This window comes from Lysinibacillus parviboronicapiens (assembly GCF_003049605.2).
GTDB lineage: Bacteria > Bacillota > Bacilli > Bacillales_A > Planococcaceae > Lysinibacillus > Lysinibacillus parviboronicapiens.
The window spans coordinates 606,941-629,915 of sequence record NZ_CP073713.1; the positions used below are offsets into that span (position 1 = coordinate 606,941).

Below are 22,975 nucleotides of genomic sequence, written 5' to 3' on the forward strand. Positions count from 1 at the left end.
TTATTTATGTTATACTTCTAAAGTATGTAACGTGTACATATGTAGCCGACATATTCGGGCTATGTAAGGTACAGTTCGATAATACTCTGTTCCAGATGGTTCAGGGCGAGAGGAGAAAACGAATATGAAACAAGGAATTCATCCAGACTACAAAGAAGCAACAGTAACTTGCTCTTGTGGTAACACTTTCAAAACTGGTTCAGTGAAAGAAAACATCGTTGTCGAGTTCTGCAACGACTGTCACCCATTCTACACTGGCCGTCAAAAATTCGCGTCTGCTGATGGTCGCGTGGATCGTTTCAACAAAAAATACGGTCTTAAAAACTAATGTTAGTTTAATACCTGCCAAGCATGTGCTTGGCAGGTATTTTTTTCAGTATATAGTGAATGTATCAGGTCATTTTGTTCCATTGCTGACGCTTCGCTTACACACAACAATATCTGGCATCCGGATTTTAATAGTGTTTAAGCTGCATAACGGCATAAGAGCCAACACGATGACGTTTTTTTTATGCCGAAGGACGTGGCATTTTACTAAGAACAGATTAATTTTTAGCAAAGCCGCTAACCCCATGGGGAAATAAAGTGAGAACCCATGATCGATAGAGGAAAGGGAGAAAAACAAAATGGCACAGTTATACTTTAAGCATGGCGCGATGAATAGTGGTAAATCAATTGAGATACTGAAAGTTGCGCATAACTATGAGGAACAACAAAAGCCAGTGATGATATTTACATCAGGGCTCGATACGCGAGATGAGGTAGGATATGTCTCAAGTAGAGTGGGACTACGACAACAAGCCATCCCTGTCTATGATGATACAAATATTTATGAACTTGTGAAAAACAATGTAGTGAAACCATACTGTGTACTTGTCGACGAAGTACAATTTTTAAAAAAAGCGCATGTGCTACAATTAGCGAATATTGTGGATGAGCTGGATATTCCAGTGATGGGCTTTGGTTTGAAAAATGATTTTCAAAATGAGCTGTTTGAAGGCAGTCAGTATATGCTTACATATGCAGATAAAATCGAAGAGATGAAAACGATTTGTTGGTTCTGTCATAAAAAAGCGACTATGAATTTACGGGTTGATGAAAATGGGCATCCTGTCTACACAGGTGACCAAATTCAAATTGGAGGGAATGATTCCTACTTTCCTGTATGTCGCAAATGCCACGCGCATCCCTCACTATAAAGAAAGCGCGAAAATGCCAATCATCCAGTTCGGCGCATCGCTATAGCAACAAGTGCAATACAAAAAGTGTAGCGACAAATGTGAGCCTAACTTCGTAGTTATCGATGGTGGCGGCTTTAAAGAAAGTAAGCTTTAACCATATAAGAAAAAGTAGCATACATGTGAAATTTTCCTTATACTTAGTAATGGAATTAATGAAAATTATGATACTTCAATTACAGTGGTAATTGAAGTCTGAATGATAACAGAGCTTAGCTTCATATTAAGAGCTGACACAATGTTAGTCATTTCGATAATGCACAATATGTGGTCCATTTTGTCTAAGTCCCCTTCATTTGGTAGGCGTTCGCCGTTCGCTGAATAAAGGTTGAAATTTTGTATTTATGTCACCAGTATCGGTGACTACTGCTGATTAAAGCTAAAAAACTAAATAGAGGTGAAATCTATGTTTGATCGACTGCAAGCCGTAGAGGATCGCTATGAAAGGCTGAATGAACTTTTAAGTGACCCTGATATCGTGAATGACAGTAAAAAATTACGTGAATATTCGAAAGAACAGTCTGATATTCAGGAAACAGTAGATGCTTATCGTGAATATAAAGAAGTAAAAGCGCAATTAACAGATGCGCGTGAAATGTTAGATAGTGAAAAAGATCCTGACATGCACGAGATGGTAAAAGAAGAGTTCAATTCATTAAAAGAACAGCAAGAGGAATTAGAAGAACGTTTACGTGTATTATTGATTCCGAAAGATCCGAATGATAATAAAAACGTTATTATGGAGATTCGTGGTGCAGCTGGCGGTGACGAGGCGAATATTTTTGCGGGGGATTTATACCGTATGTATTCTCGTTATGCTGAAGCACAGGGCTGGAAAATTGATATTATGGAAGCGACGCCAAACCCAATGGGCGGCTATAAAGAAGTTATTTTTATGATTAATGGGCAAGGTGCTTATTCAAAATTCAAATTTGAAAATGGTGCACACCGTGTACAACGTGTGCCAGCGACAGAATCACAAGGCCGTATTCATACATCAACAGCGACAGTTGCGTGCTTACCTGAGGTAGAGGAAGTAGATGTTGAAATTCATGAAAAAGATATCCGTGTTGATACATTTGCATCTTCAGGTGCTGGTGGTCAATCAGTAAATACAACGATGTCAGCTGTTCGTATGACGCATTTACCAACAGGTGTTGTCGTTTCGATGCAGGATGAACGCTCTCAAATTAAAAACCGTGAAAAGGCAATGAAAATTCTTCGCGCCCGTGTAGCTGATATGTATTTGCAAGAAGCACAAAAAGAAGTCGATGCAACACGTAAATCAGCAGTTGGTTCGGGTGACCGCTCCGAGCGTATACGCACATACAATTATCCACAAAACCGCGTGACAGACCACCGCATTGGTTTAACGCTTCAAAAGCTTGATCAAATCGTCGAGGGTAGACTGGACGAAATCATTGATGCACTTATTTTAGAAGAGCAGGCATCGAAGCTTGAGCGATTAAACGATGATCTATAAAAATGTGATGGAGGCCCTTGATTGGGCTTCTTCTTTTTTAGTGGATAATGGGCGTGAAGAAACAGCTGCACGAATTGTGATGCAACATATTTTAGGCTCTACGTATGCAGGTGTCATGCTTCACTTGCAGGATACGTTAAGTGTGGAGCAAAGTAAACAATTTGTAGCGCTAATTGAGGAGCATGCTAACGGACGTCCTGTGCAATATTGTGTCGGTAGCGAGGAATTTTATGGTCGTACCTTTTTAGTGGATGAATCGGTGCTTATTCCTAGACCGGAAACTGAGGAGTTAGTACTCGGGACTGTAAATCGTATCAATAAATTATTTCATGATAAATCGTTGAAATTAGCAGATATCGGTACTGGTAGTGGTGCTATAGCTATTTCTATGAAGCTAGAATGTCCTGAAGTAGTAGTAGTAGCAACAGATTTATCGGAGGAAGCACTAGCAACAGCAAAAAAGAATGCCCAAATGTTAGCGGCGGATGTAGATTTTCGACTTGGGGATTTAACGATGCCACTTGCAGAAGAGAAATTTGATATTGTACTATCGAATCCTCCGTATATAGCATTTGATGAAGCGCAGGAAATGTCAACGATAGTTTTAGAGCATGAACCGCACAGCGCACTCTTTGCTGAAGAAGATGGGTTGATATTGTATCGTAAATTAGCTGAACAATTACCGGCACTTATGAACAAACCATCGCTAATTGGTCTTGAAATTGGTTATACACAGGGGGATCAGGTGGCAAAGTTTTTTAAGGATAGTTTTCCACAGGCTACTGTGACTGTGGAAAAAGATATTAATGGAAAACCTAGAATGATTTTTTGTGAAATTCATGTATAAAGAATCTCCTTCTTGACAACAATGTTGAGCAAGGAGGGATTTTTATGTTAAACGAATACAAGATTATTAGATTACCTAAACAAAATATTTTACTAGCTTTTGTGAGACTAGTATTAATGGCGATAGTTTTAGAATTATGTGTTTTATATATTCCAACATTAATAGGTGCTGCACAGGAAACTACGAACAGTGAGCAAGAAAACGATTTTCGTATAAGAGTGATTGCGAATAGTAATACGGCTAGCGATCAATTAGCAAAAGAGCAACTTGTGAAAGATTTAAAACCTTATTTTAATCAAGTAGTTGCTACTAATACTGTGGATAGCGAACAATTTGTAACATTAAAACAGCAAATTGAAGAAGAAATAAAAGAAAATTATCCACAAGTGCGTACAGAGGTTGTACTTGGGGATAACTTATTCCCACCAAAGAGACAAGATGCTATGTTTTATCCACAAAAAATGTACCATTCTATCGTCGTGAAAATAGGTGATGCACGCGGTGATAACTGGTGGTGTAGCATATTTCCATCCATTTGTGAACCCGAAAAAGAGGAAGTAGTGGAAGAAGAACAGGAACAGACTACGTTCTTTATTTGGGAATGGATTAAAGGTTTATTCGAATAAATTGTGCACAAATTCAGATAACTTATACACAATTTTTAGTAAGTTATAAACAAAATGTGGATAAATTCAGTAAAAACAAACAATTGAAAGAAGGTATTCGCGATGGAAACCGTTTGTAAGATTGTGGACAGTAATGTGAATAGTCAGTTAAATTATACACAGGCTGTGGATATCTTAAATGCAGGTGAGGTTGTGGCATTTCCCACTGAAACGGTTTATGGTTTAGGTGCTGTTGCAACAAATGATTATGCAGTAAAAAAAATCTTTGAAGCAAAAGGTCGCCCTTCAGATAACCCACTCATTGTCCACATTGGGACAAAAGAAGAAGTTGAGCTTTATATAGAAAATATTCCAGAAGTTGCAATGAAATGCATGGATTTATTTTGGCCAGGCCCACTTACACTCGTCATGCCGGTAAAGCCAAATGTACTGGCGAAAAGCGTGACAGCAGGACTGAACACTGTCGGAATTCGTATGCCAGATCATCCTGTGGCATTAGCATTGCTCCACCATATTAAAAAACCACTCGCTGCGCCGAGTGCAAATCGTAGTGGAAAGCCAAGTCCAACTGAAGCGATTCATGTAAAGGATGATTTACAAGGTTATATACCTTATATCTTAGACGGAGGTTCTACAGGCATTGGTCTTGAATCGACTGTACTTGATGTAACACATGAACCACCGGTCATATTACGTCCTGGCGGTATTACGAAGGAAATGCTTGAGGAAGCAATTGGTCCTGTAATCCAGCCGACAACAATAGAACAGCATATGGAATCTACACCGAAAGCACCTGGTATGAAATATACGCATTATGCTCCAAATGCACCTGTATACTTAATTCATTGTGATAAAAAGAAAGTGGAACAGGCTATACAGCAACTTCATTCACAAGGGCATAAAGTTGCACTATTAGCACCAGAAAGTTTTGTTAATATTTCAGTAGATTATTATTTTTCTATTGGTGTAGCTGCTAATAAGGAAGAGATGGGTGCGGCGTTGTACCATGCCTTACGTGCTTGTGACAAAACACAAGCTACATTGATATTAGCGACGACAACATCTACTGAAGGTGTAGGTGCAGCCATTATGAATAGACTTGAAAAAGCTGCTGGTGGAAAGTGGTATATAACATAAAATATTCAACTCATCTATTTTACAATAATAAAATAGCTGGGTTTTTTCATTTACTAATAGATTTTATAAATGTATGGGAAAAACTATGATAATACTGTATTTTCTAGCATAAAATGATAAAATATTAGGTAGCGAGGGAGTGCGTTCTTGCAGGGAATTCTTGCAGGTATTTTAACGTCTGTTGATGTAATTGGTTTATACGTATTAATACCAAATATTAGATATCGATTATTATTATCTGTGTGGACGGCGGCATTGCATATGCTTTTCCCATTGTTAGGATTTGAATTAGGGAATTATTTAGTACGTTTCTTGTTAGAGTGGGGACAATGGATTTCAAGTATTTTATTGTTTTGTATTGGCCTGCATTTACTATTATTCTCACATAAAAATGAAAAAATAACGATTTCACCGGTCCTTTTAGCTGTGACTGCCAGCCTAGACACCTTTTCAGTAAGTGTTTCTTTTGGTATGCTCAATTTAGAGAAAACCATTTTTATCATTAGTGCTGGCATAAGTGCTCTTATTTGTTCTTATGGGGCTTTAGTTATAGCGCGAAGGAGTCAGGTGTTTTTTGGAAAAAATATTCAAATTATTGCGGGAATTGTTTTTATCATAATGAGTATGCTAGCTATCCAGCAATAAATTGACTAGTGGGAGGGTGATAGGTGTGAATATACTATTTGTATGTACAGGAAATACTTGTCGCAGTCCAATGGCAGAGGTAATTTTAAAGCATAAGCAAATGAATAATGTTGAGGTTCGTTCCGCGGGTATTTATGCTATGCCTAATGCTGAAATGTCAGCACATGCGCAGCAAATATTAGCTGAAGCGAATATGACACATCAACATTTAGCCACGCAATTATCAGAAACTGAAATGGACTGGGCGGATTTAATTTTAACAATGACAACAGCTCATAGAGATACAGTCATTGCAAATTTTCCTTATGCAGAAGGAAAGGTCTTTACACTCAAAGAATATACGAGTATAGGTAGTTTAGAAAATGTTGTAGATCCGTATGGTGGCAATAAAGCAATATATGAAGAAACATTTACCGAATTAAATAAATTGGTAGATAACTTAGTAAAAAAACTTGAAAAGAATTGAGGAGCGCTATGAAAAAACAGTTTGGTTTACGCATTAAACTAGTATTATTTGTCAGCATTCTTGCACTAATCACATATAGTATCAGTTTTATATTCATTGAATTTGTACAACCTACCTTCTTCCCAGAAATTAATCGTAAACTGTTTCAAGTGTTTACTTATACATTAGGGATCACTTGGTCAGGTATCCTAGCAGCAATATTCAGTGTCATTTTAATCAAACCGTTACAACAACTTGAGTATTCGGCGTCTCGTGTAGCACAAGGCAAAATTGGACAGGATGTAAAAATGCCAAGAACAAATGATGAGATTCACTCAGTGGCAGAGGCATTCCAACAAATGGTGTTAAATTTACGACAAATGGTGGAAAGTATCGATCAAAACTTCCAACAAACAAACCAATCGATTATCCAGCTCTCCGACGAAGCTGAGGTTGCAACAAAAAAAGCGGAAGGTATCGCATCAACTGTCAAGCATATTTCCTCTGGAGCAGAGGCATCAGCAACGGCAGTACAGGATACTGCTGAGGCAATTGAGGATGTCCGAGCACTTGCAACAGAAGTGAATAGCAGAGCGGAACAGTCAGCAACGCAAACAAAAGAGATTTTACATAATTTAACGACAACAACGAAAGCTATTGAAACATTGGTCAATAGTATTCAGCAAATTGCGGCTGGTAACAATGAGGCATTGGTAAGTATTCGCGCGCTAGAAGATAATGCAGTGCAAGTTGAGCGTATTATTGGCTTAGTTGGCGACATCGCTTCACAAACAAATTTATTAGCGTTAAATGCATCCATTGAAGCAGCGCGTGCCGGAGAGCATGGAAAAGGCTTTGCAGTAGTCGCTGAAGAGGTTCGTGGGTTGGCAGATGAAAGCGCAAAAGCTGTGCAGGGAATAACAACACTTATCCAAACCATGCAACAAAACGTTGAGGTTGTCGTAAAGCAAATGAACCAACAGGTAGCCTTCGCAACAAAAGAGGCTGCACGCGTATCAGAAACAACGACAGCGGTAGAGGGTATGTCCTCGAGTGTACACGAGATGGCGACATCAATTGTGGAAATTTCTTCATTAATAGAACAACAAATGCGCAATATTGAAACAACTGCTAGACAATCCCAAGAAGTAGCAGCAATTGCTCAAGAAACATCGGCGGGTGCACAAGAAGTTCGCAGTGCCGCAGAGGAGCAAGCATATGCAATCGAGCAAGTGGAGCAACTTGCACAAGGTTTGAAAAAACAATCCGAAGAACTGCATAAAATGATCCAACAATTTGATAGACAGGCATAGTTTAAAAATCGAATTCATTAGTTTCGCTAATGAATTCGATTTTTTTGTCGTCAGGAGCTTTTACAACATTTTATAATTGTTGATAAAATATTGAAATAGTTTGTCCACGGTAACTGAAAAAGTAGAAAAACTTCAGAAGATGGAATATTACAACAAAAGACCATAAACCGAATTTATTAACATGATATTCACATTATCCACAAATAAATTGACTTAAAAATGAACGATTTTTTATATAATAACAAGAAATGTTCGTCTTTCAGGGGAAATCAGCATAAAAATGCAAGAAAAATCGTGTTATTATTGAGAGAGAAGTGGTAAACTAGTGTTGACTATAATTCGAAATGAGGGAACCCAGTGAGAATAGCAATTTCTTCTGATCACGGAGGCAATAACTTACGTCGTGAGATTATGCAACTGTTAGATGAGCTAAATATTAGCTACGAAGATTTTGGTCCACAATCTGCGGATTCAGTAGACTATCCTGATTATGCAAAGCCAGTTTCTGACGGTGTTGCGAACGGGGAATTTGATAAAGGTATTTTAATTTGTGGCACAGGCATTGGCATGTCGATCGCAGCAAACAAAGTAAAAGGAATTCGTTGTGCGTTAGTACATGATGTATTTAGTGCAAAGGCAACACGCTGCCATAATGATTCGAACATTTTAGCGATGGGGGAACGTGTTATTGGTCCTGGCCTAGCACGTGAAATCGCAAGAACTTGGCTTGAAACTGATTTTGAAGGCGGTCGTCATACCCGTCGCGTAGAAAAAATTGCTGAATTAGAACAATGAGAAAATAGTATTTATGCCGTAAACAGAAGACTTTTACTGATGAAAGATGGTCAGAGCATCTTTAAAGTACGAGGCGTAAATACTTAGACATCTAAATAAGGGGCTGAGCTTAGTGGTTGTACAGCAGATACAAACGCAATTGACTCAGTTACTCAGTGAATTCGAAGAGCAGGTAACCTTACGACCAAATACTATTTTTGTCGTAGGCTGCTCTACGTCTGAGGTGATTGGTCAGAAAATTGGCACAGCAGGCGCGCTTGAAACCGCAGAGGCAATTTTTGAGCCGTTGCAGGCATTTGCAAAGAAACATCAATTGCATTTAGCGTTCCAAGGCTGTGAACATATTAATCGTGCTCTAACGATGGAAGCAGCAATAGCCGAGCAATTTGGCTATGAGCCAGTAGCTGTTGTACCTGTTCGAACAGCAGGTGGATCGATGTCAGCCTATGCGTATACACAATTTGTAAAGCCTGTTGTCATAGAGACAGTGCATGCGAATGCAGGTATCGACATTGGTCAAACATTAATTGGCATGCATTTGAAGGCAGTAGCTGTTCCAGTTCGTACATCTGTCCGCATGGTAGGACAAGCTGTTGTCACAGTTGCAACAACACGTCCGAAGTTAATAGGCGGCGAGCGTGCTGTATATATGTAAGACTACTTCTCTTTTAGAAGTACATTAAAATAACCATTATACTTAGGAGGCTTTTTCAAACATGGCATTCGAAAAATTAGCAGTACAAGACAAAGCAGTATTAGATGGGATTTTAGCAGAAAAAAAACGTCAACAGGCGAATATTGAGTTAATTGCATCAGAAAACTTTGTATCTGAAGCAGTTATGGAAGCTCAAGGTTCAGTTCTTACAAATAAATATGCTGAAGGCTATCCTGGTAAACGCTACTATGGTGGCTGTGAACACGTAGACGTCGTAGAAGATATCGCACGTGACCGTGTAAAAGAAATTTTCGGAGCAGAGTATGCAAACGTACAACCACACTCTGGTGCACAAGCAAATATGGCTGTATACCATACAATTTTACAACCTGGTGATACAGTTCTTGGCATGAACTTATCTCATGGTGGTCACCTAACGCACGGTTCACCTGTAAACTTCTCTGGTGTGCTTTATAACTTTGTGGAATACGGTGTAACAAACGATACACAGGTCATCGACTATGAAGATGTACGTCAAAAAGCATTAGAACATAAACCGAAACTAATTGTTGCAGGTGCATCTGCATACCCACGTGAAATTGACTTCTCTAAATTCCGTGAAATCGCTGATGAAATTGGCGCTTATTTCATGGTGGATATGGCACATATTGCAGGTCTAGTAGCTGCTGGTGAACATCAATCACCAGTACCATATGCTGATTTTGTTACTTCTACAACACATAAAACATTACGTGGTCCACGTGGAGGATTGATTCTTGCTTCTAAAGAATGGGAACAAAAGTTAAATAAATCTGTTTTCCCAGGTATCCAAGGTGGTCCATTAATGCACGTAATCGCGGCAAAAGCTGTAGCATTCGGCGAAGTATTACAACCAGAGTTCAAAGACTATGCAAAACAGATTAAAGCAAATGCGAAAGCTTTAGCTGAAGTGTTAATGGCAGAAGGTGTTGAAATCGTTTCTGGTGGAACAGATAACCACTTATTACTACTTAACGTAAAATCTCTTGGCTTAACTGGTAAAGTGGCAGAGCATGCGCTAGATGAAGTAGGTATCACAACAAACAAAAATACAATCCCTTACGATACAGAATCTCCATTCGTTACTTCTGGTATCCGTATCGGTACACCTGCTGTTACTTCTCGTGGCTTTAAAGAAGAAGACATGAAAGAAGTAGGTGCAATCATCGCTAAAGTACTTAAAAATCCAGAAGATGAAGTAGTGCAAGCAGAAGCGAAGGATCGTGTGAAAGCATTAACTGACAAACATCCTTTATATGTATAATTATTAAATATGAACAAGGCTGTACCCGAGGTGAATTAATTCACCTCGGGTACAGCCTTTCTTTTTTAGAAAATCAGGTTAAAACTGTAAGGAGTATATTATTTTCTATCAATAAAGAAAAATAATCTTATTTTTGCTTTTTTTTACATAAATTAAATAAGAAGGTATATATTATAGTGGGTGAAGGACAGATAATGTCCTAAAAGAGAAGATTTTTTTATAAAAGTGACAAATTATTGAATTTTTATGTACAATATAAATGAGAAGATGGTTAATGTGTTGCAGACGGGAGGGGTTGGATGATTGCTAAATCAATGGACATACAAAATAATAGTTTATTAACTACTATTCGTAAATTAGGTGTTAACGCTAATGAAAGCTACGTTATATTTGATGTGAAAAATAATTTTAGCATCATAGAATGTAATGATTTATTTTGTAAGCTTACGAACTCTACAAGTTCACAAATACTCAATAAAGATTATTTTTCGATGCTTGCTAAAGAACAAATGTCAACGATTGAAATGATTAAGGAAAAAGTACATAACGGAGCAATGGTGCAAGCAAAACTACACCATAATTGCTTTGGAAAGCCACCTTTTTGGTCAGAAATACAGGCACTTCCTTTTCAAAATAATAAAGGTGAAACATTATTTGTCTTACTACTTGTGAAGGATGTTACGTATCATCAGACAGAAGATTTTTTAAATTGTCTGGAAAAAGCAATGTATGAGGCGATTGAAAAGGATAATCCGTTTGATAAAAAAATGAATATTGTCTGTAGGGCTATAAATAAATTTTTCGTGCCCTATGTGAACAGCATGATACTTATAAAAACGGAAGCAAATCAATTTCAAATTTACACGGCTAATGGTAACGGAAGTCAATTATCTGAGGTAAGTGAGTTCAATGAATTTTACCATAGAGCAATGCAGGAAGAGACGTTTTTCTTTGTTGAAAATCTTGAAGAAATTGATATACCACAAGAACATAAAAAATTTGCTTATTCATTTAATAAGCAATCAGGCTGGTTTGTTCCAATTCGCAATCAACAACGACAAGTGATAGGTTTATTTGCAATATTCCATAGCCAGTATCCTAGTGATCGTAACTTCTATGTGAAGATGTTTCAAAAAATTGAGTCTCTTGTAGCACTAGCACATACCTATGCGAAAACGCAAAAAAGAATATGGGATTTAGCCTATATGGATATCACTACTGGATTGCCCAATCGTCATAGCTTTGTAAATAGCATCGAAAAAGAGAAAGAGCGAAGACAACATGGTTTTATAAAAATATTAAAGCCAAGTGAATTTCATCAAGTTGTAGAGTTATATGGGCGTGAGGCAGGGGATGAGCTATTAAGACAAATTGCAAAAAGGCTCAATGACAATAAACATGAATATAATGAATATATCGCACGATTTACGAGTTCTAGTCTCATTATTTCATATATGACTTCCTATGAAGATTTGACGCATTATGATAGACGGATAAAAGAATTAATACGTCAGCCATTTACGATAAGTGGAAAACAAATATATATTACATTAAAAACAGGAATTGCTTCATTCGATAAGAATATTAAAATTGCTGATGCCATTCGCTTTGCGGATAACGCCTTATCCAATGCTGCCAATAAACCTGGTACCCATATGGAAGTGTTTACAAAGGAACGAAATGATGTATTAGAGCAACAAATGCTCGTTTTGAATCATTTATCGCATGCACTCAAGAACAAAGAGATTTCGGTGAATCTCCAACCTAAAGTAGATTTACGGACTGGAGAAATTCAAAGTATTGAAGCACTTGCTCGTTGGACTTCTCCGACGCTTGGTTTTGTATCACCTACTGCGTTTATTCCAGTTGCGGAGAATGCGGGAAAGGTGAGAGAAATTGATACACAAATATTAGAACAGGTTCTTACATGGCTAGCTAATCGACAGCAATTGGGGAAAAAGCTGGTGAAAGTTGCAGTCAATATATCACCTGATCATTTCTACTATCCCCTGTTCGTGAAAGATGTATTGAAATTAGTCCAAAAATACAATATCGAGCCAAGTTATATTATATTAGAAGTAACTGAAAATATTGGCTTAGTAGATTTCCAAACAGCACTAGCTATTATACAAGAACTTAAAAGTTATGGTTTTAATACGTCAGTGGATGACTTTGGCACAGGCTTTTCTTCCTTGAGCTATTTGCAACGACTGCCATTTACTGAATTGAAAATTGACCGAAGTTTTATTAACGATATTAATGATGCAGCTACTCTCGCTATTGTTCGTTCAATTATTCAGCTGGCTTTAAATTTGGGGATGACATCCGTAGCTGAAGGTATAGAAAACGAGGAGCAGGTTGAAATATTACGTGCGCTCGGTTGTACGGTAGGGCAAGGTTACTTCTATTATAAACCGATGTCGTTTGAGCATCTTGATGCCATACTTGATGCATAAATCGCTTTTACATGTAGCAAACATTCTAGAAAAGGAGTCATCTTGAATTTAATTTTGAGGCGACTCCTTTTTTCTGTTATACTAGTTGAGATAAAATGAAACTTAAATCGATGGGGTATTCCATCGACTATTAGTTGAATAAATCGGGTACTTACAGATGCTTAATCCCCACTGAAACGTCTTGCTTAGACTTCATTTTGAGGTGGTTGTTTTAGCACCCGTTAGTACGGGATAAAAATGAAATCCGAACGGTTAGGAGAGAACCCCTTTGAGCAAAGTATACGTATTTGATCATCCACTAATCCAACATAAGTTAACTTATATTCGTGATAAGAAGACAGGAACAAAAGAATTCCGTGAGCTGGTAGACGAGGTCGCAACATTAATGGCATTTGAAATCACACGTGATATGCCAATTGAAGAGATTGAAATTGAGACACCAGTAACAATTGCAAAAACAAAAGTTCTTTCTGGGAAAAAGATTGCTATCGTACCAATTCTACGTGCAGGTATCGGCATGGTAGACGGCGTTTTAAAGCTAATTCCAGCAGCAAAAGTTGGTCATATTGGTCTATATCGTGACCCAGAAACTTTAAAACCTGTTGAGTACTATGCAAAACTTCCAGCAGATGTAGAAGAACGTGATTTCATCATTGTAGACCCAATGCTTGCAACAGGTGGTTCAGCAGTAGAGGCGATCAACTCACTGAAAAAACGTGGTGCGAAAAGCATTAAATTCATGTGCTTAATTGCGGCGCCAGAGGGTGTAAAAGTTATTCAAGAAGAGCATCCAGATGTAGACATCTATATTGCTGCACTTGATGAAAAGTTAGATGACCATGGCTATATTGTACCTGGCTTAGGAGATGCAGGGGACCGTCTATTCGGTACAAAATAATAAGTAATGCTCAAACGCATCGTTAGGTTTGGCTTGAAAGCAACTTAATAACTCTTGAAGCGTCCTTCTTTATTGAAGGACGTTTCATAGTATCTTTGGCAATTACACCACCACACAAGGCTGGAGGAATAGCGGTAATTGCACTGGTACAATATAACAAAGGACGGTGCACATCGTTTTGATGAAGAAATGGAAAGTGATGACGATATTCGGTACGAGACCAGAGGCGATTAAAATGGCTCCGCTCGTATTGGAATTACAAAAGCATCCTGAGCAAGTGGAATCGATTGTGACAGTGACTGCACAACATCGCCAAATGCTCGATCAAGTATTGGAAACATTTAAAATTACACCAGACTATGATTTAAATATTATGAAGGATCGTCAAACTTTAATTGACGTGACAACGAATGCTTTACAAGGCTTAGACAAAGTCATGAAGGAAGCCAAGCCTGATATCGTATTAGTACATGGTGATACAGCAACAACTTTTATTGCGAGTCTAGCCGCTTTTTATAATCAAATTGCAATTGGTCATGTGGAAGCAGGTCTTCGCACATGGAATAAATATTCACCTTATCCAGAGGAGATGAATCGTCAGTTGACGGGCGTTATGGCTGACCTTCACTTCGCGCCAACGGAAGTATCAAAGAAAAATCTTTTGGATGAAAACAAAAATCAAGACACTATTTTTGTGACGGGTAACACGGCTATTGATGCATTAGCAACAACAGTAAGTGAGCACTATACGCATCCTGTATTAGATAAAATAGGTAATGATCGTATGATCTTATTGACAGCGCATAGACGTGAAAATTTAGGGGAACCCATGCGCCATATGTTCCGCGCAATTACTCGTATTTTATCGGAGCATGAGGATGTACAGGTTGTCTATCCTGTGCATATGAACCCAGCAGTTCGAGAGATTGCTAATGAAATTTTAGGAGACAATAAGCGAGTGCATTTAATTGAACCACTCGAAGTATTTGACTTCCATAACTTTGCGGCAAACTCATACATGATTCTAACTGATTCAGGTGGCGTTCAAGAGGAAGCACCGTCACTTGGTAAGCCAGTACTAGTCCTACGCGATACAACGGAGCGTCCAGAAGGAATTGCAGCAGGAACGCTGAAGCTAGCAGGAACAGATGAGGAAACAATTTATTCACTTGCAAAGCAATTATTAGAAGATACAAATGCATATGAAGCTATGGCAAAAGCATCAAATCCTTATGGAGATGGACATGCTTCAGAACGAATAGTAAAAGCTCTCTTGGAATTTTTGCATAAAAGCCAATAAAATACTATTTTCGAAATAAAAAATAAGTCAAATGTACCTATTGTTACTGTGAAGCTAATTTACGAGCGAAATTCTGTCGTAAATTAGCTTTTTTATGCATAGATGTGAAAAATATTTCACAGTATATGATATTTCATACACAAATTTGTCAACAATTTGACAAGAGTATAGTGGCTGTGAAGTTTTTCTCCTTTACTAATTGACTTCAAATATCACCTATTGTATGCTTACAAAGGGTAAGAATGATAAGGGTTTCTAATCGTTAATAGACGTTGAAACACTTGTTATATCAAGTTTCTACTAAATTGACAGTTAAAATAAACACTGTCGATTTGCAACGTTTTGTGCGTTTCGGTTTAACACCGAGTAAGTAAGGGGTGTAAGGCATTATTAGGGATTTACACCTGTAATTTCATGATAACGCTCCCATTACTATTCCGCTGTGAGTAGTGTTTTTCACTGCTCTTTTCTGATTTCACAAAGTGGTCAGCAAACGTTTTCTTTACTCGAAAAAATGATTCAGGAGACTACAAACCAATGCTAGATTTGCATCACATTTTTGCTGTGCAGAAGAGAGCGTTATTTTTTTTGCTCGCACTTTGCGCATTAGGCTGGGGATTGACGTCCTATCAATCTGTTTTTGCGGGCATCGCAATCGGTGCATTTTTTGGTACGTATAATTTTTGGATTTTGGTTCGCCGTATGGAGAAGTTTGATCGTTCCATTAGTGAAGGGAAGAAAATAGGCTCGCTTGGTTCAGCGCTTCGCTTCGGATCAGGTGTGGCGGCAGTCGCTATAGCCATTTCGTTGCCAAACTATTTTCACTTAATTAGCACGGTCATAGGGCTAATGATTCCGTACGTTTTTCTCTTTGTCGAGAGAATTGTATCTCATGTAAGGAACCACTAATGTGCTTTATTAGAAAGAGAGGTGAAAAATAACAATGAATCATGAAGCTCCGTTATGGACACCAGTCAGTTTCTTAACTTTTAACTTATCAACAGTTATGATGTTACTAGTTGCCGCAACAATCGTATTCTTAATCGCTTTTTTTGCAACTAGAAGCTTAAAATTGAAACCAACTGGTATGCAAAACTTTATGGAATGGATTATGGATTTCGTAAAGAATATCATTAAAAGCAACATGGACTGGAAAACTGGTGGACGTTTTCATATTTTAGGTATCACACTTATTATGTTTATCGCAGTATCTAACTTAGTAGGTCTTCCGTTCTCTATCGTTTATGGGCACACACTTTGGTGGAAATCACCAACAGCTGACCCAACTGTTACTATGACACTTGCAGCAATGATTTTAGTATTAACGCAATACTATGGTATCAAAATGAAGGGGACAGGCCATTATGTTGGTACATTCTTCAAACCGATGTCATTCATGTTCCCACTTAAAATCATTGAAGAATTTGCAAACACATTAACATTAGGTCTGCGTCTTTACGGTAACATTTATGCAGGTGAAATTTTACTTGCGTTAATCGCCGGACTAGCAACATCTGGGTTTGTCGGTGCAATCGGTGCAATCGTACCAATGATGGCATGGCAAGGTTTCTCTATTTTCATTGGCTTAATCCAAGCCTTTATCTTCACAATGTTAACAATGGTTTACATGGCTCATAAAGTGAGCGATGACCATTAATATAAAGCATAAATTTTATGCTTAAAACAAAAAAACATACAATTCCAAGGAGGAAATTTTCAAATGGGTTTATTAGCAGCAGCAATCGCAATCGGTTTAGGTGCACTTGGTGCAGGTATCGGTAACGGTCTTATCGTATCAAAAACAGTAGAAGGTATCGCTCGCCAACCAGAAGCACGTGGCGTTCTTCAAACAACAATGTTCATCGGGGTTGCATTAGTTGAAGCCCTTCCGATCATCGCAGTAGTAGTAGCATTCATCGTAATGAACAAATAATTCAGTTGTTTACTGAATTTTAGTAGTGGCGAAGCAGGATTCTCCAGATGAAACTTCGCCCTTCATTTTGGAACTGATTAAAGCTATGTGCAAATATAGCTTTTTAAAATAGGTAAGTTTTCGAAACAAATTATTATGTTGAAGTCAAAGCTCTTGAAGGGAGTGAAACAATCGTGTTTTTAGATAATCTTGTACTTGGTGCAGGCGTTGGTTTTAACGGCGGTGACATCATTGCTACATTAGTGATTTTCATAGTATTAATGCTTCTACTTAAAAAGTTCGCTTGGGGTCCACTTATGGGCATCATGCAACAACGTGAAGAATTAGTAGCTAGTGAAATCGAAGCAGCTGAAAAAGCGCGCAAAGATTCTCACAAATTTTTAGAAGAACAAAAGAGCCTTCTTAAAGAAGCTCGCACAGAAGCACAATCGATTGTTGAGGGCGCTAAGAAGCAAGGCGAAATGCAAAAAGAAGAAATTCTCACTGTAGCTCGCAATGAAGCTAACCGCTTAAAAGAATCGGCTTTACGTGAAATCGAGTCTGAAAAAGAAAAAGCTATTGCAGCAGTACGTGATGAAGTCGTTTCATTATCTGTACTTGCAGCATCTAAAGTCCTTAGCAAAGAGATTTCTGAGGCAGACAACCGTGCTCTTATAGAAGAGACGATTGCGAAGGCAGGGGAAGCTCAATGAGTAATTCAACTGTAGCAAAACGTTATGCTCAAGCGCTTTTTGAACTAGCGCAGCAAAAAAATATTCTTGCAGAAGTTGGAACAGATTTAAGTGAACTTACAAAAGTTATAAAAGAATCTCCGGATTTCTTAACGCTTTTAAGCGCACCTAAGTTCTCGATCGAACGTAAGAAACAAATGGTAGCTGAAATCTTTGCTGCTGCAACACCTGAGTTTGTACACACAATTCAACTACTTGTTGAGAAAAAACGTGTAAACGAAGTGAAACTTATTGCTGATGCATATGCTGAACTTGCCTCACAAGCACAAGGTTCTGCAGACGCAACTGTATTCTCTACTCGTGAACTTTCTGGTGAAGAAAGCGCTAAAATTTCTGCAACGTTTGCAAAACTTGTTGGAAAACAATCATTAAACATTACAAACGAAATCGATCCTTCATTATTAGGTGGTATTCGTGTTCAAATCGGTAACCATATTTATGATAGCTCAGTAGCGAACAAGCTTGAGCGTCTAAAACGTGAATTAATCGGTTAATAATTTAGAAATGTGAGAGGTGACATACATGGGCATCAAGGCTGAAGAAATCAGCAGTCTGATTAAACAACAGATTGAGAATTATGAATCTGAACTTAAAGTAAGCGAAGTTGGTACAGTTATCCGTATTGGTGACGGTATCGCTCTTGCTCATGGCCTCGACAACGCCATGGCTGGGGAACTTTTAGAGTTCTCTAACGGTGTTATGGGTATGGCTCAAAACCTAGAAGAAGGTAACGTTGGTATCGTTATCTTAGGTCCATACACAGACATCAAAGAAGGCGATGAAGTTCGTCGTACAGGTCGTATTATGGAAGTACCAGTTGGTGAAGAACTAATTGGCCGTGTTGTAAACCCACTTGGTCAACCAGTGGATGGACAAGGTCCTATCAACACTACAAAATCTCGTCCAATCGAAAGTCCAGCTTTCGGTGTAATGGCTCGTAAATCAGTACATGAACCATTACAAACTGGTATCAAAGCGATTGACGCTTTAGTACCAATCGGTCGTGGTCAACGTGAGTTAATCATTGGTGACCGTCAAGTTGGTAAAACATCTGTAGCAATCGATACAATCTTAAACCAAACTGGTGAAAACATGATTTGTATCTATGTTGCAATCGGTCAAAAAGAATCAACTGTACGTGGTGTAGTTGAAACTTTACGTAAACACGGTGCATTAGATTACACAATCGTTGTAACTGCAGCTGCATCTCAACCAGCTCCATTATTATACTTAGCACCATTTGCTGGTGTTTCTATGGCAGAAGAATTCATGTTACAAGGTAAGCACGTATTAATCGTGTATGATGATCTTTCTAAACAAGCATCAGCTTACCGTGAACTTTCGCTTCTTCTACGCCGTCCTCCAGGTCGTGAAGCTTATCCTGGTGACGTATTCTACTTACACAGCCGCTTACTTGAACGTGCTGCAAAGTTAAATGAAACTTACAACTGTGGTTCTATCACAGCTCTTCCATTCGTAGAGACGCAAGCTGGGGATATCTCTGCATACATCCCAACAAACGTAATCTCAATTACTGATGGTCAAATCTTCTTACAATCTGACTTATTCAACTCAGGTGTACGTCCAGCGATTAACGCCGGTCTTTCTGTATCACGTGTAGGTGGATCAGCTCAAATTAAAGCAATGAAAAAAGTTGCGGGTACACTACGTCTTGACTTAGCTGCATTCCGTGAGCTTGAATCATTTGCTCAATTCGGTTCAGATTTAGATAAAATCACACTTGCTAAACTTGAGCGTGGTAAACGTACGGTTGAAGTGCTTAAACAAGACCTAAACAAACCACTTAAAGTGGAAAAACAAGTTGCGATCCTTTATGCATTAACTAAAGGTCATTTAGATGATATTCCAGTACAAGATATCGTTCGTTTCGAAAACGAATTCTTAAGCTGGTTAGATTCAAACCACACTAACGTTTTAGATCATGTTCGTACTACAAAAGAACTTGCATCAGACGCTGAGTATGAAGCAGCATTAACTGCATTCAAAAAAACTTTCGCTAAATCTGAATAAGCTCGAGATAGTCACTTGACTAAAAAACAAAAGGTGGTGAAATACCAGTGGTAAACTTACGCGAAATAAAAGGTCGTATTAATTCTACAAAGAGTACGAAACAAATTACGAAAGCGATGCAGATGGTTTCTTCTTCAAAGTTACGTCGTGCGGAGCAAAATGCTAAAGCGTACGTTCCTTACATGGAAAAAATCCAGGACGTAGTAGGCGCGATTGCAGCAGGTACAAAAGACAGTGGACATCCAATGTTAACTGCTCGTCCTGTAAAGAAAACAGCTTACTTAGTCATTGGTTCTGACCGTGGTCTTGCAGGTGCTTACAACTCAAGTATCCTACGTCAAGTGCAACGTACAATCAACGAGCGTCATAAATCTAAAGACGAATACGTGGTTTTAGCAGTAGGTCGTGTTGTTCGTGATTACTTTGTGAAACGTGATCATAATGTCATCAGCAGTGTTGTTGCTCTTCCTGACCAACCAACATTCGCTGATATTAAAGAAATCGCTCGTAATGCTGTTGGTATGTTCATTGACGGTACGTATGATGAACTTTATATGTACTATAATCACTTTGTCAGCGCAATTGCTAACGAAGTGACAGAGAAAAAACTTCTTCCATTAACAAATTTTGCACCTGTAAACAGCAAGGCTTCTTATGAATTTGAACCATCTGGTGAAGCAATTCTTGAAGTATTACTTCCACAATACGCGGAAAGCTTAGTTTATGGCGCACTATTAGATGGAAAAGCAAGTGAACATGCTTCTCGTATGACTGCTATGAAAAATGCAACTGATAATGCATCTGATCTTATCGCAGATCTGTCGTTGCAATATAACCGTGCACGTCAAGCAGCAATTACACAAGAAATTACAGAAATCGTTGGTGGAGCTGCAGCCTTAGAATAGGCTCAGCTCACCAATGTCGTATAAGAATACGATAGGAGGGTACACAGTAATGAATAAAGGACATGTTATTCAAGTAATGGGTCCAGTTGTTGACGTAAAATTCGAAAACGGCCAATTACCAGCAATCTATAACTCATTAACAGTTAAGATTGAACGTCCTAATGAAGAACCAACAATTCTTGCATTAGAAGTTGCACTTCATTTAGGTGATGACTCTGTTCGTACAATTGCAATGTCATCTACTGATGGCTTACAACGTGGAGCAGAAGTAACAGACTCAGGAAAAGCTATCTCAGTACCAGTTGGTGAAGTTACTCTTGGTCGTGTATTCAACGTACTAGGAGAAGTAATCGACTTAGGTGAAGAGATTCCAGCTGATGTTCGTCGTGATTCAATTCACCGCGAAGCACCATCTTTCGATGAGCTTTCAACTACTGTTGAAATTCTTGAAACAGGTATCAAAGTTGTAGACTTATTAGCACCATATATCAAAGGTGGTAAAATCGGTCTATTCGGTGGTGCCGGTGTAGGTAAAACAGTATTAATCCAAGAATTAATCAATAACATCGCACAAGAGCACTCAGGTATCTCTGTATTCGCTGGTGTAGGTGAGCGTACTCGTGAAGGGAACGACTTATTCTTCGAGATGAGCGATTCAGGCGTTATCAAGCAAACTGCGATGGTTTTCGGTCAAATGAATGAACCACCTGGTGCACGTATGCGTGTAGCATTAACTGGTCTTACAATGGCAGAATACTTCCGTGATGAGCAAGGTGCTGACGTACTTTTATTCATCGACAATATCTTCCGTTTCACGCAAGCAGGTTCTGAGGTTTCTGCCCTATTAGGTCGTATGCCTTCAGCGGTAGGTTACCAACCAACACTTGCAACTGAAATGGGTAAATTACAAGAACGTATCACATCTACTAACAAAGGATCTGTAACTTCTATTCAAGCGATCTATGTACCAGCCGATGACTATACTGACCCGGCTCCTGCTACAACTTTCGCCCACTTAGATGCAACTACTAACCTTGAGCGTAAATTATCAGAAATGGGTATCTACCCTGCGGTTGACCCATTAGCTTCGACTTCTCGTGCATTATCACCTGAAATCGTAGGCGCTGAGCACTATGCTGTGGCTACTGGTGTACAACGTACAATCCAACGTTACCGTGAATTACAAGATATCATTGCTATCTTAGGTATGGATGAATTATCTGATGAAGATAAACAAACAGTAGAACGTGCTCGTCGTATTCAATTCTTCTTATCTCAAAACTTCCACGTTGCGGAACAATTCACTGGTCAAGTAGGTTCTTATGTGCCTGTTAAAGAAACAGTTCGTTCATTCAAGGAAATCCTTGAAGGTAAATACGATCACTTACCAGAAGATGCTTTCCGTTTAGTAGGTTCAATTGAAGAAGTAGTTGAAAAAGCGAAGAGCATGGGCGTAGAGGTTTAATACTAGGGACGAGGAGGAAAAAATATGAAGACAGTTACAGTCAATATTGTCACTCCCGACGGCCCAGTATACGATTCTGAAGTAACAATGGTAATCGCGAAAACAACTTCAGGTGAAATTGGTGTACTTGCAGGCCATATTCCAATGGTAGCTCCACTTGCAATCGGTGCAGTGAAGCTTAAAAAAGAAAATGGCTCAACTGAGCTTGTAGCTGTAAGCGGTGGTTTCATTGAAGTTCGTCCAGAAAAGATTTCAATTTTAGCTCCTTCTGCTGAAGTAGCTGAAAGTATCGATGTGCAACGTGCTAAAGAAGCCGTTAAACGTGCTGAAGGACGTCTTCAAGGTAAACAAGATAACATTGATTTCAAACGTGCTGACCTAGCATTAAAACGTGCGTTGAATCGTATCAACGTTCATGAGGGTAATATCTAATTCAATTTTTAACGGGCAGATTCAATTTCTGCCCGTTTTTTAAATGGAGGAACCAACATGGAACTATATGAAGCAGTAGGGCAAGAAGCTTTAATGGGTATTGTATCGCATCTATTTTTTATTGCTATTACATTTTACGCTTTGCAGGCCTTCATGTTAGAAAAGCTGTTTAAGAAAAATAAAGTATTTCAAATACAGTTAATTTATATATTGTTGAGTATTGCAATTGGTACGGCCGTATCAAATTTCTTTTTACAAATTTCAAGCTGGTCTGGAAAACTGCCATACCTATTTTAAATTCTATTATGTATAAATGCTCAACTATTTTTAATGGTGT

The 22,975-nt window shown here is 38.5% G+C and carries 25 protein-coding genes; all 25 read left to right on the plus strand.

The annotated features are described in order from the left end of the window. The first annotated feature begins 124 nt into the window (after positions 1-124). The 25 genes from rpmE to C9J31_RS03115 all read left to right on the plus strand — a co-directional run bounded on the left by rpmE (position 125) and on the right by C9J31_RS03115 (position 22,935). A complete protein-coding gene (rpmE, locus tag C9J31_RS02995) occupies positions 125-328 on the plus strand; it encodes a 50S ribosomal protein L31 (protein WP_010857976.1) in 204 nt (67 codons plus the stop codon). A 298-nt stretch (positions 329-626) separates the two neighbouring features. Next, positions 627-1,199, plus strand: a complete 573-nt coding sequence (locus tag C9J31_RS03000) for a thymidine kinase (protein ID WP_107923671.1) — start codon at positions 627-629, stop codon at positions 1,197-1,199. A 445-nt stretch (positions 1,200-1,644) separates the two neighbouring features. Further along, positions 1,645-2,721: a peptide chain release factor 1 gene (gene prfA / locus C9J31_RS03005; RefSeq protein ID WP_107947529.1), complete on the plus strand. Its 1,077-nt coding sequence runs from the start codon at positions 1,645-1,647 to the stop codon at positions 2,719-2,721. Continuing rightward, the gene (gene prmC / locus C9J31_RS03010; RefSeq protein WP_107923670.1) at positions 2,711-3,568 is read left to right on the plus strand and encodes a peptide chain release factor N(5)-glutamine methyltransferase; all 858 of its coding nucleotides are present in this window, start codon (positions 2,711-2,713) and stop codon (positions 3,566-3,568) included. Before prfA ends, prmC begins: the two co-directional genes overlap by 11 nt. Positions 3,569-3,612: 44 nt before the next feature. Beyond that, on the plus strand, positions 3,613-4,194 hold the full coding sequence (locus tag C9J31_RS03015) for a stage II sporulation protein R (RefSeq protein WP_107947527.1): 582 nt from the start codon (positions 3,613-3,615) through the stop codon (positions 4,192-4,194). Positions 4,195-4,296: 102 nt separating this feature from the next. Beyond that, entirely contained in the window at positions 4,297-5,331 is a 1,035-nt protein-coding gene (locus C9J31_RS03020; protein WP_107923668.1) for an L-threonylcarbamoyladenylate synthase, read from the plus strand. Between the two features lie 147 nt (positions 5,332-5,478). Then, positions 5,479-5,976 (plus strand): manganese efflux pump MntP, encoded by a 498-nt coding sequence (locus C9J31_RS03025; RefSeq protein ID WP_107923667.1) that lies wholly within the window; start codon positions 5,479-5,481, stop codon positions 5,974-5,976. Positions 5,977-6,001: 25 nt separating this feature from the next. Continuing rightward, positions 6,002-6,442: a low molecular weight protein arginine phosphatase gene (locus C9J31_RS03030; RefSeq protein WP_107923666.1), complete on the plus strand. Its 441-nt coding sequence runs from the start codon at positions 6,002-6,004 to the stop codon at positions 6,440-6,442. Between the two features lie 8 nt (positions 6,443-6,450). Then, a complete protein-coding gene (locus C9J31_RS03035) occupies positions 6,451-7,734 on the plus strand; it encodes a methyl-accepting chemotaxis protein (RefSeq protein WP_107947525.1) in 1,284 nt (427 codons plus the stop codon). Between the two features lie 357 nt (positions 7,735-8,091). After that, on the plus strand, positions 8,092-8,529 hold the full coding sequence (gene rpiB / locus C9J31_RS03040; RefSeq protein ID WP_107923664.1) for a ribose 5-phosphate isomerase B: 438 nt from the start codon (positions 8,092-8,094) through the stop codon (positions 8,527-8,529). Positions 8,530-8,641: 112 nt separating this feature from the next. Then, positions 8,642-9,184: a TIGR01440 family protein gene (locus tag C9J31_RS03045; RefSeq protein WP_107947524.1), complete on the plus strand. Its 543-nt coding sequence runs from the start codon at positions 8,642-8,644 to the stop codon at positions 9,182-9,184. 61 nt (positions 9,185-9,245) lie between these two features. Then, positions 9,246-10,487 (plus strand): serine hydroxymethyltransferase, encoded by a 1,242-nt coding sequence (glyA, locus tag C9J31_RS03050; protein ID WP_054767375.1) that lies wholly within the window; start codon positions 9,246-9,248, stop codon positions 10,485-10,487. 299 nt (positions 10,488-10,786) lie between these two features. Further along, positions 10,787-12,943, plus strand: coding sequence for a bifunctional diguanylate cyclase/phosphodiesterase (locus C9J31_RS03055; RefSeq protein WP_107947522.1), 2,157 nt, complete (start codon positions 10,787-10,789; stop codon positions 12,941-12,943). Between the two features lie 268 nt (positions 12,944-13,211). Continuing rightward, positions 13,212-13,841: a uracil phosphoribosyltransferase gene (gene upp / locus C9J31_RS03060; protein ID WP_107923662.1), complete on the plus strand. Its 630-nt coding sequence runs from the start codon at positions 13,212-13,214 to the stop codon at positions 13,839-13,841. A gap of 178 nt (positions 13,842-14,019) precedes the next feature. After that, the gene (wecB, locus tag C9J31_RS03065; protein ID WP_107947520.1) at positions 14,020-15,141 is read left to right on the plus strand and encodes a non-hydrolyzing UDP-N-acetylglucosamine 2-epimerase; all 1,122 of its coding nucleotides are present in this window, start codon (positions 14,020-14,022) and stop codon (positions 15,139-15,141) included. A 537-nt stretch (positions 15,142-15,678) separates the two neighbouring features. Beyond that, the gene (locus C9J31_RS03070; protein ID WP_107923660.1) at positions 15,679-16,050 is read left to right on the plus strand and encodes an ATP synthase subunit I; all 372 of its coding nucleotides are present in this window, start codon (positions 15,679-15,681) and stop codon (positions 16,048-16,050) included. Between the two features lie 34 nt (positions 16,051-16,084). Next, on the plus strand, positions 16,085-16,798 hold the full coding sequence (atpB, locus tag C9J31_RS03075; protein ID WP_054767377.1) for a F0F1 ATP synthase subunit A: 714 nt from the start codon (positions 16,085-16,087) through the stop codon (positions 16,796-16,798). Positions 16,799-16,861: 63 nt separating this feature from the next. Then, a complete protein-coding gene (gene atpE, locus C9J31_RS03080) occupies positions 16,862-17,074 on the plus strand; it encodes a F0F1 ATP synthase subunit C (RefSeq protein WP_010857993.1) in 213 nt (70 codons plus the stop codon). A gap of 173 nt (positions 17,075-17,247) precedes the next feature. After that, a complete protein-coding gene (atpF, locus tag C9J31_RS03085) occupies positions 17,248-17,766 on the plus strand; it encodes a F0F1 ATP synthase subunit B (RefSeq protein ID WP_054767378.1) in 519 nt (172 codons plus the stop codon). After that, the gene (locus C9J31_RS03090; RefSeq protein WP_107947518.1) at positions 17,763-18,299 is read left to right on the plus strand and encodes a F0F1 ATP synthase subunit delta; all 537 of its coding nucleotides are present in this window, start codon (positions 17,763-17,765) and stop codon (positions 18,297-18,299) included. Before atpF ends, C9J31_RS03090 begins: the two co-directional genes overlap by 4 nt. Positions 18,300-18,327: 28 nt before the next feature. Continuing rightward, entirely contained in the window at positions 18,328-19,836 is a 1,509-nt protein-coding gene (atpA, locus tag C9J31_RS03095) for a F0F1 ATP synthase subunit alpha (protein WP_107923658.1), read from the plus strand. 47 nt (positions 19,837-19,883) lie between these two features. Next, positions 19,884-20,741 carry an ATP synthase F1 subunit gamma gene (atpG, locus tag C9J31_RS03100; protein ID WP_107947517.1) on the plus strand — a complete coding sequence of 286 codons (858 nt, stop codon included), beginning with the start codon at positions 19,884-19,886 and terminating at the stop codon, positions 20,739-20,741. Positions 20,742-20,790: 49 nt separating this feature from the next. Further along, positions 20,791-22,206 carry a F0F1 ATP synthase subunit beta gene (gene atpD, locus C9J31_RS03105; protein ID WP_054767379.1) on the plus strand — a complete coding sequence of 472 codons (1,416 nt, stop codon included), beginning with the start codon at positions 20,791-20,793 and terminating at the stop codon, positions 22,204-22,206. Between the two features lie 24 nt (positions 22,207-22,230). Next, positions 22,231-22,638: a F0F1 ATP synthase subunit epsilon gene (locus C9J31_RS03110; RefSeq protein WP_107923656.1), complete on the plus strand. Its 408-nt coding sequence runs from the start codon at positions 22,231-22,233 to the stop codon at positions 22,636-22,638. Between the two features lie 57 nt (positions 22,639-22,695). Next, positions 22,696-22,935 carry a DUF1146 family protein gene (locus C9J31_RS03115; RefSeq protein ID WP_107923655.1) on the plus strand — a complete coding sequence of 80 codons (240 nt, stop codon included), beginning with the start codon at positions 22,696-22,698 and terminating at the stop codon, positions 22,933-22,935. The last annotated feature ends 40 nt before the right edge of the window (positions 22,936-22,975 follow it).